General features: G+C 71.9%; 12 protein-coding genes. 6 read left to right on the top strand and 6 right to left on the bottom strand.

The window, feature by feature from the left end:
• Positions 1 to 6: 6 nt before the first annotated feature.
• Together ACF08W_RS22040 and ACF08W_RS22035 are read right to left on the bottom strand one after the other, a co-directional pair.
• Positions 7 to 1,590 carry an acyl-CoA carboxylase subunit beta gene (locus tag ACF08W_RS22040; protein WP_352276243.1) on the bottom strand — a complete coding sequence of 528 codons (1,584 nt, stop codon included), beginning with the start codon at positions 1,588 to 1,590 and terminating at the stop codon, positions 7 to 9.
• 251 nt (positions 1,591 to 1,841) lie between these two features.
• Positions 1,842 to 5,726 carry an endo-alpha-N-acetylgalactosaminidase family protein gene (locus tag ACF08W_RS22035; protein ID WP_392280277.1) on the bottom strand — a complete coding sequence of 1,295 codons (3,885 nt, stop codon included), beginning with the start codon at positions 5,724 to 5,726 and terminating at the stop codon, positions 1,842 to 1,844.
• A gap of 226 nt (positions 5,727 to 5,952) precedes the next feature.
• On the opposite strand from ACF08W_RS22035, the gene ACF08W_RS22030 reads away from it, so the two are divergent.
• Together ACF08W_RS22030 and ACF08W_RS22025 are read left to right on the top strand one after the other, a co-directional pair.
• Complete coding sequence (locus ACF08W_RS22030; protein ID WP_392280276.1) at positions 5,953 to 6,753, top strand: MerR family transcriptional regulator; 801 nt, start codon at positions 5,953 to 5,955, stop codon at positions 6,751 to 6,753.
• A complete protein-coding gene (locus ACF08W_RS22025; RefSeq protein ID WP_392280275.1) occupies positions 6,750 to 7,964 on the top strand; it encodes a glycosyltransferase in 1,215 nt (404 codons plus the stop codon). Before ACF08W_RS22030 ends, ACF08W_RS22025 begins: the two co-directional genes overlap by 4 nt.
• 59 nt (positions 7,965 to 8,023) lie before the next feature.
• On the opposite strand, the gene ACF08W_RS22020 is transcribed toward ACF08W_RS22025, so the two are convergent.
• Positions 8,024 to 8,896 (bottom strand): 4Fe-4S domain-containing protein, encoded by an 873-nt coding sequence (locus ACF08W_RS22020; RefSeq protein ID WP_392280274.1) that lies wholly within the window; start codon positions 8,894 to 8,896, stop codon positions 8,024 to 8,026.
• 302 nt (positions 8,897 to 9,198) lie between these two features.
• Here ACF08W_RS22020 and ACF08W_RS22015 point away from each other — a divergent pair, with 302 nt between their 5' ends.
• The gene (locus ACF08W_RS22015; protein WP_392280362.1) at positions 9,199 to 9,816 is read left to right on the top strand and encodes a DUF5701 family protein; all 618 of its coding nucleotides are present in this window, start codon (positions 9,199 to 9,201) and stop codon (positions 9,814 to 9,816) included.
• Positions 9,817 to 10,033: 217 nt separating this feature from the next.
• Here ACF08W_RS22015 and ACF08W_RS22010 read toward each other — a convergent pair whose 3' ends face one another.
• Together ACF08W_RS22010 and ACF08W_RS22005 are read right to left on the bottom strand one after the other, a co-directional pair.
• A complete protein-coding gene (locus tag ACF08W_RS22010) occupies positions 10,034 to 10,609 on the bottom strand; it encodes a hypothetical protein (protein WP_392280273.1) in 576 nt (191 codons plus the stop codon).
• Between the two features lie 135 nt (positions 10,610 to 10,744).
• Positions 10,745 to 11,179 carry an ATP-binding protein gene (locus ACF08W_RS22005; RefSeq protein WP_392280272.1) on the bottom strand — a complete coding sequence of 145 codons (435 nt, stop codon included), beginning with the start codon at positions 11,177 to 11,179 and terminating at the stop codon, positions 10,745 to 10,747.
• Positions 11,180 to 11,290: 111 nt separating this feature from the next.
• On the opposite strand from ACF08W_RS22005, the gene ACF08W_RS22000 reads away from it, so the two are divergent.
• The 3 genes from ACF08W_RS22000 (at position 11,291) to ACF08W_RS21990 (ending at position 13,370) form a co-directional block, all read left to right on the top strand.
• The gene (locus ACF08W_RS22000) at positions 11,291 to 12,118 is read left to right on the top strand and encodes a Scr1 family TA system antitoxin-like transcriptional regulator (protein WP_392280271.1); all 828 of its coding nucleotides are present in this window, start codon (positions 11,291 to 11,293) and stop codon (positions 12,116 to 12,118) included.
• On the top strand, positions 12,115 to 12,378 hold the full coding sequence (locus ACF08W_RS21995; protein WP_392280270.1) for a DUF397 domain-containing protein: 264 nt from the start codon (positions 12,115 to 12,117) through the stop codon (positions 12,376 to 12,378). Before ACF08W_RS22000 ends, ACF08W_RS21995 begins: the two co-directional genes overlap by 4 nt.
• 200 nt (positions 12,379 to 12,578) lie before the next feature.
• The gene (locus ACF08W_RS21990; protein WP_392280269.1) at positions 12,579 to 13,370 is read left to right on the top strand and encodes a hypothetical protein; all 792 of its coding nucleotides are present in this window, start codon (positions 12,579 to 12,581) and stop codon (positions 13,368 to 13,370) included.
• A 26-nt stretch (positions 13,371 to 13,396) separates the two neighbouring features.
• Here the strand turns inward: ACF08W_RS21990 and ACF08W_RS21985 are convergent, their stop codons facing one another.
• The gene (locus tag ACF08W_RS21985) at positions 13,397 to 14,746 is read right to left on the bottom strand and encodes a protein kinase (protein WP_392280268.1); all 1,350 of its coding nucleotides are present in this window, start codon (positions 14,744 to 14,746) and stop codon (positions 13,397 to 13,399) included.
• Between the last annotated feature and the right edge of the window lie 136 nt (positions 14,747 to 14,882).

Here is a 14,882-nt window from a genome sequence, read left to right as displayed (position 1 = left end):
GGCGGCCTACTGCGGGGGGTTGCCGTGCTTGCGGGACGGCAGGTCGGCGTGCTTGTTGCGGAGCATGGCGAGCGAGGCGATCAGGACCTCGCGGGTCTCGGCGGGGTCGATGACGTCGTCGACCAGTCCGCGTTCGGCCGCGTAGTACGGATGCATGAGTTCCGCCTTGTACTCCTTGACCATGCGCTTGCGCATGGCTTCCGGGTCCTCCGCCTCGGCGATCTGCCGGCGGAAGATGACGTTGGCGGCGCCCTCGGCGCCCATCACCGCGATCTCGTTGGTGGGCCAGGCGTAGGTGAGGTCGGCACCGATGGACTGGCTGTCCATGACGATGTACGCACCGCCGTACGCCTTGCGCAGGATCAGCGAGATCCTCGGCACCGTGGCGTTGCAGTACGCGTAGAGGAGCTTCGCACCGTGCCGAATGATTCCACCGTGCTCCTGGTCGACGCCGGGCAGGAAGCCGGGTACGTCCAAAAGAGTGATGATGGGGATGTTGAAGGCGTCACACATCTGGACGAAGCGGGCCGCCTTCTCGGAGGCCTCGATGTCCAGGACCCCGGCCAGCGACTGCGGCTGGTTGGCGACGATGCCGACGACCTGGCCGTCGAGGCGGGCCAGGGCGCAGACGATGTTGCGCGCCCAGCGCTCGTGGACCTCCAGGTAGTCGCCGTCGTCGACGAGCTCCTCGATGACCTTGTGCATGTCGTACGGGCGGTTGCCGTCGGCCGGGACCAGGTCCAGCAGGACGTCGCCGCGCCGGTCCGCCGGGTCCTCGGAGGGGACGACGGGCGGGTTCTCGCGGTTGTTCTGCGGGAGCATCGACAGGAGGTAGCGGACCTCGGCGATGCAGGTCTCCTCGTCGTCGTACGCGAAGTGCGCGACGCCCGAGGTCTCCGCGTGGACGTCGGCGCCGCCGAGCCCGTTCTGGGTGATCTCCTCACCGGTGACCGCCTTGACGACGTCCGGGCCGGTGATGAACATCTGCGAGGTCTCGCGGACCATGAACACGAAGTCGGTCAGGGCGGGGCTGTAGGCCGCGCCGCCCGCGCACGGGCCGAGCATCACGCTGATCTGCGGGATGACGCCCGAGGCCCTCGTGTTGCGCTGGAAGATCCCGCCGTAGCCGGCGAGCGCGCTGACGCCCTCCTGGATACGGGCGCCGGCGCCGTCGTTCAGCGAGACCAGCGGGGCACCCGCCGCGATGGCCATGTCCATGATCTTGTGGATCTTCGTGGCGTGGGCCTCGCCCAGCGCACCGCCGAAGATCCGGAAGTCGTGCGCGTACACGAAGACCGTCCGGCCCTCGACCGTTCCCCAGCCGGTGACCACACCGTCCGTGTACGGCTTCTTCGCCTCCAGGCCGAAGCCGGTCGCCCGGTGCCGACGCAGCTGCTCGACCTCCTTGAACGAACCCTCGTCCAGGAGCAGTGCGATGCGCTCGCGCGCGGTCAGCTTGCCCTTGGCGTGCTGCGCCTCGGTCGCCCGGTCACTCGGTCCGCGCCGGGCCTGCTCACGCAGTGCCAGCAGTTCGGCCACCCGGCCACGGGTGTCGCTCGGCTCGCCCGGGGTTTCGTCCACAACGGTCATGTACCGACCCTACGAACCCCGGCAAGTAAATCCTGCCGTCGACTCCGTACAGTCTCCTGCCCCGATTCCTGGCGAGGGTCCACATAGCCCGGACGACGTGCAGGCGAACTACCAGCCAGTACGGGTCCTTCTTTGTGCGGGTCCGACAAAGCGCGGGGGCAGTGGGGTGGCGTCCGCCGTCAGTCCCGGGGTGTGCTCCGGTTGGGGGGTCCGCACCTTCGGTCCGTGGTGCGGACCCCCCGCCCGGTCGCTCAGCGGGCGCAGTGGAAGCGGGCGTCGCCCCAGTCCGCGTGGTCGTTCCCGTTGCCGTCGCCGCCGTCGCCGACGACCAGGTCCACGTAGCCGGCCCCGGTGACGTCGGCCTCCAGCGTCCAGGCGCTGTCGGCCGCCCTGAGCACCGGCGACCTCACCTTCTCCGCGCCGTCGGCCAGGACGGAGAACTGTACGCTCCCGGCACTCTTCTGTACGTCGTCCACCCCCACCCGGGCGGTGAAGGAGGTGCAGTTCCCGCCGAGGTAGTAGCGGATCTTCGCCGGGGCGTGGGTGCCCAGCCCCTTGGCGTAGACGGTGCCGCCGATGGTGAGCGGGGTGCCGTCACCGGCGCCGGTCTCGCCGTTGGAGAGGTTCCGCTCGACCGGGCCCCAGCCGTTCTCGGCCGCCGTCCAGTCCAGGTCGCCGGCCCAGCTGTCGGTGGTGGGCGGCGGGGGCAGGGTGCGTACGGCGGTCTGTGCGCCGAGCGTGCGCCGGGCGCCGTCGACCGCGTATCCGGCCGAGGCGGCCAGCTCGTACGTCCGGTACTCGGCGTCCGCGGGCGGGGTGACCCGCCAGGTGCCGGTGGCCCTGGCGCCGGCCGCGACGGAGTCGAAGGAGACCGGGCCTGAGGGTTCGGCCGTCCAGCCCTCGGGGACGGTCAGGGCGAGCTCGACGCCGGTGGCGGCGGTCGCCTCGTGGTTGGTGAAGGACGCCTCGACGGTGTTGGCCCGGCCCGGTTCGAGGGTCTCGGCGCCGGGGTCGACGGTGAGGGTGCCGCAGGCGGCCCGCTCGGAGTCGGGGGCCGGGCCGAGGTCGGTCACGGTGAAGGAGTCGAGGACGAAGTCGGCCCCGTCCGGGGCGTCGCCGCGCTTGCGCAGCCCGGTCCAGGTGTCGCCGCAGCCCGCGGTGAGGGTCTCGGTGAAGCGGCCGGTGGTGCGCTGCTGCCCGATCGGGGTGGTCCGGGTCTCGACGGAGTCGGGCTTGCCGTCCGCGGTGATCCGGTCGTAGCCGTCGACCCACTCGTAGGCGCCGGCGTGGCTGGACTGGTAGTCGTACGCGATCGCGTAGCGGTGCCCGTCGGTCATGGGGACGGTCCACGGGGCGGTGCGGTAGACGAGCCCGGCGTTCTCCTCGTGGGACTTGAGGGACTCCTTGCCGCCGATCACGTCGTCGACCAGCTTTCCGTTCCACCCGGCCTGGGTGTACGGGGCGTGCAGCTGGGAGATGACGGTGCGGGGGTCGGTGGAGCCGCCCGCGTCGCCCTTGAGGAAGGGGCCCCAGCCCTGGTCGACGTCCTCGAAGTCCTCGTGGACGACGGTGCCCGGCGCGGTCTTCGGGGCGTTGGCGACGATCCGTACGTCGTCGGCCCGTACGGTCGCCGCGCTGCCGCCGGCCGCCTCGATGCGCAGGGTGGCGCGGCCGGTGGCGGGGGCGGTGAAGTTGACCTTGGCACGCTGGAACCGGCTGCCGTGCCAGTCGGACGCGGCGACCTGGTCCGTCACGGTGGAGCGGTCCACGGCGACGGACTTCCCGCCGATCGAGAGCGTGGTGTGCCGGGTCTTCCCAGGCTGCACCTCGATGAGCGCGGAGGCGGTGTAGCGCTTGCCGGGAACGAGCCCGTCGACGCGCTGCGCGAGGGCGGCGGGGGCGCTGCCGGTGAGGGCGGCGCTGTTGCGGCCCCGGCTGTCGGTGTCGCGGCCGACGGTGCCGGTCCTCGTCCAGGCGGTCAGCGCCTTGTCGTTGAAGCCGGGGTCGGCGACCGGGGTGCCCTCGCCCCACTTCGGGTCGGCGGCCTTCGGTGCCTGCCGGGGGTAGAGGACGTAGGGCTGTCCGGCCTTCGCGGTCAAGGTGACCTTCCCGTCGACGGGCTTGACGGTGCCGGATTTCACCCGTCCGTTGTCGGTGAGCTCGTAGACGGTGTACGTGCCGTTCGACGGGACGGACCAGGTGGTGGTCCCGCCGGACTTGTTGTAGTGGTACAGCTTCTTCCCGCCGTCCCAGGGCAGCAGGTAGTCGGTGCCGCTGAGGACCTTGCGGCCGTGGTCGTAGAAGGTCCGCTTCCCGTCCTCGACCGTGCCCCGGACGCCGCCGGTGAGGGTGATGTCGTTGCCGTCCCAGCGGGTGATGCGCTGCTGCTGGAGGTACTTGGCGGGCAGGTTGCGCTGCCAGATGTTGTCGTAGAAGGCGTTCCAGTCGGTCTCGCCGGTCCAGCCCTCGAACTCGGAGATGGCGGTCTGGCCGAGGACCGGGTCGTTGTTCCAGGTGTCCCGCTCGCCGTTGCGGATGAAGCGGATGATCTTGGAGTTGAGGCCCTTGTTGGTGGCGCCGCCGTAGTCGAGGTCGTTGGCCCAGTGCGACCAGAGGGTGCCGCGTTCGAACTTGTCGGACCACTCGCTGCCGACGTTCCAGCCCTGCTTCTGGACGGCCCTGAGCGTCTTGTCGGCGATCCAGCCGTGCGTGTAGTAGACGTCGATGTAGAGGAAGTCCAGGTTGCGGTCGGTCTCGTCGCGCAGTTGCTGGAAGCGCCGGGCGAGGTCGCCGCTGTTGATGTCGCGGCGCTGGTCGATGTAGTAGCTCTGGCCGAGCCAGTTCCAGCCGGGCTTCGTCCTGTCGACGAGCTTCTCGTCGAACTCCCTGGCCTCGGGGTACGCCTCGGTGGCGTTGACGTGGACGCCGAAGGTGGCGCCCCACTTCTTGCCGTCCTTCAGCAGGGTGTTGAGGTCCTTGAGCCCGCCGGCGCGCTTGTTGTAGTCGCCGCCGTAGTCCGGGTGGGCGGAGTCGTGGCCCTCGGAGGCGTACCCCTTGAGGACGGCGAGCTGGCCGAGGCCGTCGGTGGCGAGGGAGACCCGCTTGACGTCGTCGAGGGTGCGCAGGAAGGGGTGGGTCGCCTGGCTGGCGAAGTTGAACGGGATGTGGGTGACGACCCGGTCGGGGGTGGATGCGCTGCCGGGCGCCGTCACACCGATGGAGTGGAAGGCGACGGCCCCGTCCTGCCAGTCCACGGCCTTGTCGCCGTTGGCGTCGGGGGTGACGACGACCTTGGCCCAGGGGAGGTCGTCGCCGCTCTCCGGCTCGGGCGCCCCGTCGCCCCGGTAGGTCCACTGGCCGGACCAGACGCCGACCCGGACGCCGCCGTCGTCGGCGGTGCGGGCCTGGTGCCAGAACCGGGCGTCGTCGCCGTTGGTGGCGCCGGAGGGCTTGTCGTAGGAGGAGTTGGACTCGACGGCGGCGGCGAGCGTGGAGGTGTTGACGAGGGCGTACGTGGCACCGGCCGGGGCCTTGTCGGCCGGGGTGGCGGCGGTGACCTTGCCGAAGACGTCGGCGGTCCGCGTCGAGTCGTTGTCGAGGGTGGTGAAGGCGGTCGCGGCGCCGGGGTCGGTGGAGCCGACGGAGACCAGGTCGTGGCCGGGTATGTCGATGGTGGAGACGCGGAACGCCCCGGTGTCGCGGACGGCCGTGACCTTGAAGGTGGTGGCGCGTCCGGCGACCGAGAGCGAGGCGTCGATCTCGACCCCGGGCAGTCCGGTGAAGGTCAGGGTGTAGCGGGCGGCCGAGGCGGTGATCCGGGGAGCGCCCTTCAGCGTCACCGGGTACGCGGTGCCGTTGAGGGTCACGGAGGTGACCGGGCGCGTGCTGCCGAACAGCCGCCCGCCGCCGGCCCGGTCGGTGTACGCGAGGACCCGGGGGAAGTCCTCGGCCACGGCGACCGCGAGCTGCGCGGACCGGATGACGGGGGCGTCGGCGGGCACGGACGGCGCGGTCGCGGCGGACGGACCGGACGCGGGGACGGCGGCCGAGGCGGGGAGCGCCGCCCCCGCCAGGGCCAGGACGACGGCTGTGGCGGCGGCTGCGGCACCCGCCGAAGTGAATCTTGGAGACGACATGTGCACTGCGTAGTCCCCACTCCGGGACACCGTCAACGACCTGCGACGACTCCGGACGCGGCAGTCCAACAACCGCGTTGCGTAAGTCCAAGTGGGCGTGTGCGCAAGGGTTCTGACGCGCCGCCGCACCACTGCCGACGGGGACAGCTCCTCTGTCCGCCGGAGCGCGGGTTGACCCTCCCCCTACGTCAGGCTTGAGGCTGTGTTCCGACGAAAGGGCAGGTGGATGGGGTACTCCGTGGGACAGGTCTCGGCCTTCGCCGGGGTGACGGTGCGGACGCTGCACCACTACGACAAGGCGGGGCTGCTCTCGCCCAGTGACCGCAGCCGCGCCGGATACCGGCTCTACGGTGAGGCCGACCTGGTCCGTCTCCAGCAGATCCTCTTCTACCGGGAGCTCGGCTTCCCCCTCGACGAGATCGCCACGATCCTCGAGGATCCGCAGGTGAACGCCCTGGAGCGGCTCCGGGACCGGCAGCGGCAGCTGACCGAGGAGATCGCCAGGCTGCAACGGCTGGCCGAGGTGGCGGAACGGGCGATAGAGGTCCAGCGGACCGGGGTGTCCCTGACCCCTCAGGAACGCTTCGAGGTCTTCGGCGAGGTCGCCTTCGACCTGAGTTACGCCACCGAGGCCGAGCTGAAGTGGGCGGAATCGGAGGGGCGGCGCGGGGCGATGGCGCGCGCCGCCGCGCACACGAAGGAGGACTGGCGCCGGCTCATGGAGGAGGCCGCCGCCTGGCGCGCGGAACTGCTCGCGGCCTTCGACGACGGGGAGCCGGGCGACGGCGGGCGGGCCATGGAGCTCGCCGAGGAGCACCGCCTGCACATCGCGCGCTGGTTCACCGCCTGCCCGCCCGCCATGCATGTGCGCATCGCGGACGACTTCGTCGCCGATCCGCGCGCGTTCGCCCTGGTCGTACCGCCGTCCCAGCAACGCCCTGGTCTGGCCGCGTACCTGTGCCGGGCGGTCCACGCCAACGCGGCCCGCCACGCGGATGGCGGCCCCGAACCCGAGGAACACCCATGAGAATCCTGATCGCCACGGCCGGATCGCACGGCGACGTCGCGCCCTACACGGGCCTCGGCGCCACGCTGCGCCGGGCCGGGCACGAGGTCGCCCTCGCCGCCACGGACGCCTTCGCGCCCCTCGTGCGCCACGCGGGGCTGGAGTTCCGCCGACTGCCCGCCGACGCGCGGATGCGGGGCGGGGGCACCGGCAACCGCGCGCTGATGCGTGCCGCCGCCGCGTTCCTCGCCGAACTGGGCCAGGGCTTCGCCGACGCGGTGGACGACGGCACGGACCTGCTCCTGCTGTCGGCCACCACGGCCCCGCTCGGCTGGCACCTCAGCGAGGCCCTGGGCATACCGGGCGTCGGTGTGTACCTCCAGCCCACCGCGCCGACCGGCGACTTCCCCCCGCTCGTGCCGGGCGCCCGCCCGCTGGGGCGTCTCGGCAACCGGGCGGCCGGGCGCTTCGCCCTGCGGATGGCCGACCGCGTCCACGAAGAGGCGGTCGCGAAGCTACGCCACCGTCTCGACCTGCCCCCGGCTTCCGCCGCCGGGACGCGTCGACGGCGGGAACGGGACAACTGGCCCGTCCTGCACGGCTTCAGCCCCACCCTGGTGCCCCGCCCCTCCGACTGGCGCCCCGGCCTGGAGGTCGTCGGCAACTGGTGGCCCCACCACGACCCGGCCGCACGGCTCCCCGCCGAGGTCGAGGACTTCCTGTCCGCCGGGGACCGGCCCGTCCTCATCGGCTTCGGGAGCATGGCGTCCGGCGACGGGGAACGGCTGAGCGGGATCGCCGTGCGGGCCCTGCGCCGGGCCGGACTGCGGGGAATCCTCCAGGCCGGCAGCGCCGGGCTCGCCGCCGACGGGGACGACGTGCTCACCATCGGGCACGTGCCGCACGCCCTGCTGTTCCCGCGGTTGGCCGCGGTGGTCCACCACGGCGGGGCCGGCACCTCGGCCGCCGCGCTACGGGCCGGGGTGCCCGCGGTCACCGTGCCGGTCACCGCGGACCAGCCGTTCTGGGCGGGGCGGCTCGCCGCACTCGGCGCCGCCCCCGACCCGATCCCCTTCCGGTCCCTCACCGTCGAACGCCTCGCCGACTCACTCGGCCGGGCCGTGGGCCGGCGGGCACACGGCCGGGCCGCCGAGGAGGCGGCGAAACGGCTGGCGGCCGAGGACGGGGCGGGCCGGACGCTCAGGGCCATCGAGCGGCTGACCGATGGATGACGCCGGCCTCCGAGCCGGGCCGTCGCGGGGCGGGGCAGCCACCCCACGGCCCCGCCACGTCACCAGCGGACGGCCGTGAAGTCGACCGGCTCGGGCCGCAGCAGCGCCGCGCGTTCGGTGAGGGCGAGCAGCCGCCGGGACATCTCCTCGGCGTCCAGCCGCCTGCGGTCGCCGTGGCCGGGCAGCACCCATTCGAAGGTCAGCTTTCCCGCCGTCCGGGCCAGGGAGGCGGCCTGTTCCTCGATGGAGTACCAGGTCACCGGGGCCACGACTTCCAGGTCCCGGGTGGTGCGCGACCAGTGGAAGCTGTCGCCGCTGAAGCAGTACCGGTCGTCGGCGAGGTAGAGCACGCTGCCCTCGGTGTGGCCGGGCAGCGGATGGACGGTGACGCCCTCGGCGACCTCCACCGGGTCGAGCCCCCGGATCACCTGGTCCGCGTCGGGCGCGGCGTCCAGGTCGCCCTCGTGGATCCAGAGCCGGGCCCCGTAGTGGTCGGCGTAGCGCCGCCCGTGCGCCGCGTGGTCGCGGTGGGTCAGCAGTACGTCGGTGACGGGACCGGCGACCGCCGCGTACCGGTCCGCGAGGGCGGGGCTCCAGCGCGGGGTGTCGATCATCATCGACGTACCGGAGGGCCGCCGGAGCAGGTACGCGTTGGCCCCGGCGGTCTGCGTGGAGTTGTGGCCGCAGATCAGTACACCGTCGTCGAGCGCCATCGGGAACGGGTCGAGCACCGGGTCCAGCTTCCGGGAGCCGGGCCGGATCGAGCGGGTGTGGCAGGCGAAGGCGGCCGCGTGCAAGCGCCGTGCCTCCTCCTCGTTCTCCGGCTGGCGCACCACCTTCGACCGCAGGTCCTCCTCCACGAACAGTTCGGGCGCGAACTGTCGGGCGACGTCGCAGTTGGTGCAGCGCTCGTCCACGTACCAGTCATCCACGGCGGTGCTCCTCGCATGTCCACGTGCTCGGCTCCACGTACCGAGGCCCGGCCGGACCTCCGGACCCAGGCATAGCCGACGCCCGCCCGCGAGTGGAAGGGCGCATCCGGGTCGGGCGCGCCGCACCCCACGGAAGGAAACGGCTTCCGAGCCGGGAACGGGAACGGGAACATTCCGGCGGGCCGCCCCGTTCACCCTGGGCCGTCCACGTCGCCACCCCGGGGAGCATCGTGTCCGAAGCCGTAGCCACCACCTCCGCCACCTCCGCCGCCACTTCCGCGTTCCGCACCGAGCTTCCGGATCTGGGCGCGCAGGCCGAGCGCCTGATCGAGCTGGGGGTGCCCGGGATCGCCGGGCTGTCCGCCGCCGAGCTGCGCGCCTTCGCCGAGGCCGGTGCGGCGGACCCGGCCGCCGAGGGCGCCCTGCTCGCCGTCCACCCGGACCGGGCCCCCGCTTCCGCCCTCGCGCCGCTGCTCCGCCGCGACGACAAGCCGGGGTTCGTGGTCGTCGACATGGCCGACGTCGACCTCTTCACCCCGATCGACACGGTCGTCCTGCCCGACGCACCGCTCTATCTCGTCACCGGCGTCGACCGGGGCGACGAGATGGCCAACTGGAGCCCGGACGAGGCCCTGCCCGCCCTCGCCGCACGGGCCCGCACCCCGCTGACGCACACCGAGGGCATCCACTGGGTGCTGCAACAGCCCGCCGCCCTGGAACGCAATCACTGCTTCATGACGATCGGCTCCCGGCTGCGCAAGGCGAACGGCGCCCTGGACGCCCGTACTCCGGCGATCTGGATCAGCAACGGCACCGGGCGGGACGGCCGCGAGCGCCGCAACGCCCCAAAGGTCGGCTGGTGCTGGGCGGGCAACCGGCACACCTGGCTCGGCTTCGCCTCCGCGACCGGCCGCCACTAGGACCTGTCTTCAAACTGCCGCCTGCCGTGCGGCGCCCGGCACGCACGCTCGCCGCGTTGTCGGGGGTCACCCCGATACATCCAGTATCGGAGCGACCCTCCGCCTTGCGATCGCACGCACCGGACACCGCACGGCCCGGCCTCCGGCCGGACGACGGCAGTTTGAAGACAGGTCCTAGGCCGGGGCACCGGGGCGTGGAGGCGTGCGGGCTCCCCTGTCATGGGACGCCCGCGGCCTCTCGCCCCGGGACGGTCCCCGAGCGGGGACGGGCGATCACCGGGCAGGAGTTCCACAGCTCCGTCCCGGCCCTGGTCAACTCCAGTACCGCGCGCCGTTCATCGGTGGTCCACCCAGCGCACTCACCGTCGAACAGCTTCACGTACGCGCTGTTCCGCACCGGTTCCCGCCGCGGCAGCCGATGGACCGCGTCGAGACCCCGGGCCAGATCGTCGAAGAAGTTCCAAGCCTCCAGCAGTGCGCCCGACGGGACCTTCCGGCGCACCGGCTCCTCCAGCCAGTGCTCGACGCGGGAGAGTTCCAACGTGTCGGCCTCAGGGGTGGCGAGGTCCCGGCCTCGTCGGCGCGCGTACATCCCCGCCTGCCGAACCGTCACGAACACCGGCACGTGCAGACGGCCCGCTTCCGGCAGCGTGAACACCTGGTCGGGCTCGTCGCCCCGCCCACCGACCCACAGAACCACGGCACCGCGCCCGCGCCCCCGCACCCGGTACGCGTAGAGACTCCCGCCCCGGCGTCCCGTCGCGAACACGTCCGTTATCCCGGTCCTTGTCATGCCCTCACACTGGCATGACCAGCAGGGATCCGTCGCGGCACTTCTCCGCAGGGTCGGCGGACCGGGTTCGGCGCCACCGGACCGGGAAGCCCGGAAGGACCGGCCCCGGCGGACCGGTCCCGAAGCGGCCGGGGGCTACACCGGCACCCGGTCCGGTGCGCGTACCGCGAACTCGCACCAGACCACCTTGCCCGGGTCCCGCTCCCCCACGCCCCACTTGTCGGCGAGTGCCGCGACCAGGAGCAGCCCGCGCCCCGACTCCGCGTCGGAGGGCGCCCAGGAGTCGGGGAGCGTCACCTCCTTGTCGCCGCTGTCGTGGACCTCGGCGCGCAGGATGCCGTCGGCCGGGTCCAGGCGGAGCTGGAGGCGGTAGCCCCGGCCGGGCGGAACCCCGTGCAGCAGGGCGTTGGTGACCAGTTCGCTCACGCAGAGCAACACATCGTCGGCGCGCTCCTCGCACTCCCAGTCGAGCAGCGCGTCGCGTACGAACTGCCGTACGAGCGGCACGGATCGGCGTTCCCTCCGGTGGAACGCCTCGCGGAAGTGGGGGAGTTGGGTAGTCTCGTTCACCCCGCCAACATCACACATAGTCACCGGTGTTGAGCAGTGCGCAAGGTCGTACATCTCATCTGTACGACCTCTGACTGATCAATCGGGGTTTCGTACGGGGAGAGGGAGTTCATGCATACACCAAAGCCACGGAAGAGCAAGCAGCTCACCACCTGGACCATGATCGGCAACCTGGTGGCCGATCACCGCAACGATCTCAATCTGACGCAGGTGACTCTGGCCGGAATGTGCGGCGTGAGCGTGGACACGCTCTCGTCGGTCGAGCAGGGGCGGCGGCCGCTCCAGATGGACCTGGCGGTCGTGCTCGACAAGTTCCTCGGAACGAAGAGGACGTTCCAGACCCTGGCGCAGTCGATGCCGAGCAGGGACCGGTTGCCGGTCTTCATCCACGACTTCCTGGACTACGAGCAGGATGCGCTGACGCTGACCTCGTACCAGACTCAGGTGGTGCCGGGGCTGCTCCAGACCGAGGAGTACGCCCGCTTCGTCTTCGAGTGCCAGTACCCGCCCCTGGACGAGGACGAACGGGAGAGCTGGGTGGCGGCCCGGATGGACCGGCAGCGGCTCCTCGAACGCAAGCCCCGCCCCATCCTCCACTTCATCCTGGAGGAGAGCATCCTCCGCAGCCGGCTCGGCGACCCCGCCATGATGCGGAACCAGATCCGCCATCTGCGTCGGCTCATGGAACTCCCCTTCCTGGGGCTCCAGATCATGCCGATAGAGCTTCCGAAACACGCATCGCTCGACGGCCCGATGGTGCTGCTGGAGACCCCCGAGCACGACCATCTGGCCTATGTCGAGGGCCAGCTCACCAGCTACCTGCACGAGGACCCTGATCAGGTCAGTGTGCTTCTGCAGAAGTGTGGGATGCTGCGTTCGCAGGCGCTCTCCGTCGACGCGAGCGCCTGCCTCATGGACGAAATGCTTGGAGAGACATGACCCTCGCAGCACACCCGGATCCCCGCTCCGCCACCCTTGCCTGGTTCAAGTCGAGCTACAGCGGCAGTCAGGGCGGCAACTGCGTGGAGATCGCCTACGACTGGCGCAAGTCCAGCTACAGCGGCTCCCAGGGCGGCGACTGCGTGGAGGTGGCCGCGCACCCCGCCGCCGTCCACATCCGTGACTCCAAGGTCACCGAAGGCCCCGTCCTGACCGTCCCTCCGGCCGCCTGGACCGCCTTCCTCAACGCCACGATCTGACGACCCCGGCACCACCCGAAGAACCAGCGGCCTCGGCCCCCTGCACGGGCCCGAGGCCCTCGGCATGCCACCCGCCTGCCTGGCCGCGCTCCGGCGATCGGATCCTTGCCGCCCCACGTACAACCCCCCACACCCCTCCCCCGTCTCCTAGTCAGCCGCGAGGGCATGCCTCCGGCGCAGGGGAAGGAGCGGGCTCGACGATGAACAGGGCCTTGAGCAGAGCGATGTGGAGAGCGGCGCTGGCCGGAGGTGTGGTGGCCGTGTTCACCTCGGTGACGGCAGTGCCCGCCGGAGCGGCGGAGGGCGGGGTCGCCTTCTCCCGGGTCTCGGTGAACGGCGGGAAGCCGATCGTGGTCGGAGTCAAGGAAGAGGTCGAGGTGCATGCGACCTTCCGGATGACGACCACGCTGAAGTACGACTCCGGGCCGATGGTGTTTCCCTACCGGGGCAAGCTCAGCAACATGGACACCATGCACAGCATGATCATCGGCAGCGACTGCAAGGTGGTGGACCGCGCCAAGGGGATCTGCGACTTCGAGGAGTGGCTGTACATCGACCCCCGGTTCGTCGACTTCGGGAACGAGGACGCCGGTACCTGGCGGACCGCCGCTCGCGTCTTCCTCCCCCATGACGGCCTGGACGTCGACGACAAGAACCTTCCGTTGCAGCTCAAGCGGGCCACCCGCGTCACCGTCAACGCCTCGCCGGAGCCGGTCGCGAAGGGGAGGACAATCACCGTGACCGGGCGGGTCACCCGGGCGAACTGGGACACCCACACCTACCAGGGATACGCGGGCCGAACGGTCAGCCTCCAGTTCAAGGCGGCCGGCGCCTCCTCGTACACGACGGTGAAGAAGTCGACGTCGAGCAGGACCGGTGGGCTCAAGACCACGGTGAAGGCCACCGTGCCCGGGACCTGGCGGTGGACGTACTACGGGAACTCCACCTCCGGGGCGAAGTCGTCGGCCGGGGACTACGTGGCCGTGCGGTAGACGGCCCGCCTCACGCACCCGTTTCCCTACGGCTGTCCGACTCTCCATGCCCCGGGCGGGGCCTTCGTCCCGCGCTCGCCGATCGCCGCGACGACGGCGCCGACCCGGGCCGTGGCGTCGTTGCCCAGGTGGATGGTGAGGAGCGTGCCGCCGACCGGGGCGGTGATCACGACCTCTCCCCCGGGCCAGACGACGTCGAAGAGCGGCTCGTCCGCCGCGACCTCGCCGCCCACCCAGGTGCGCCAGCGCACGATCCTCAGCCGCGTCGACGGCCCCGGCATCGAGAGCTGCCGGGGCAGGGACACGGAGGTGTACCCCCGCGCGGACTCCTGCGCGGTGGCCCTCACCTGCAACGGCTTGCGGGGCGCGGCCCGGTCCGGGAAGGCCGCCGGGCCGGGGCGCGGCGCCGGTCCCGACACGGGGGCCGGTGCGGGGACGGGTGGCGGGGACGGCTCGGGGGTGGTGGGCGCGTCCGCCCGTAGCGTGGGTGCCGTACGGACCGCTCGCATCGTCCGCACCGTCCGCTCGTCGACCATCCCGGCCACCGCGTCCGGGAGGCGGAGCCCGTCCGGTCCGGCCAGGGCGGCGCAGCGTTCGAGGACCTCGCCGACGCCGGGCCGGTCGCCGGGCGCCTTGGCGAGGGCTTCCGCGACGAGCGGGCGGAGGTCCGGCGGCACGGCCGAGAGGTCCGGCTCGCCATGGACGACGCGGTACATGACCGCCTCCTTGCGGCCGCCCCCGAACGGGGCTTCCCCGGTGGCGGCGTAGGCCAGCACGGCCGCCAGGCAGAAGACGTCGCTCGCCGGGCCGGCCTCCTCGCCCCGGACCTGCTCGGGGGACATGTAGGCGGGGGTGCCGATCGTGCCGGACCGGGTGAGCTCGGACGTCTCGTCCAGGGCGCGGGCGATGCCGAAGTCGATGACGCGCGGCCCGTCGTCGGCGAGGAGCACGTTGCCGGGCTTGAGGTCGCGATGGACCACTCCGCAGGCGTGGATCGCGTTCAGCCCCTCGGCGAGGCCCGCGCCGAGCGCCGCGACCGCCTGCGCCGGGAAGGGGCCGCATTCGGTGACCGCCTCGCGGAGCGACGGGCCGGGGATGTAGGACGTGACCAGCCACGGCTGGTCGGCCTCGGTGTCCGCGTCGACGACCTGCGCGGTGTAGAAGCCCCCGACGCGGCGGGCGGCGGCCACCTCACGGCCGAACCGCCGCCGGAAGTGCACGTCCTCGGCGAGCGGCCGGCGTACGACCTTCACCGCGACGGTCCGCCCACCGGGCGAGCGCCCGAGGAACACCTCGCCCATTCCACCGGCGCCCAGCCGCGCCAGCAGCCGGTACGGGCCGACCTTCCGGGGGTCGGCGGGCAGCAGCTCTCTCATTCCGCAGATGCTCGCAGGTCGGAGTGGACCGGCGGTACGGATCACCCACATCCGTTCGAACCGAGCGGGTCGGGTGACACACGCCGCTCCACGGATGACTTGGAGATGTGAAAAGTTCACCCGCTTGAGAGCGCTC

The sequence above is a fragment of the Streptomyces sp. NPDC015144 genome, from assembly GCF_043079735.1.
Lineage (GTDB): Bacteria > Actinomycetota > Actinomycetes > Streptomycetales > Streptomycetaceae > Streptomyces.
The sequence above is the reverse complement of the archived record's forward strand: the minus strand, read 5'-3'. Positions and strand labels throughout refer to the sequence as shown.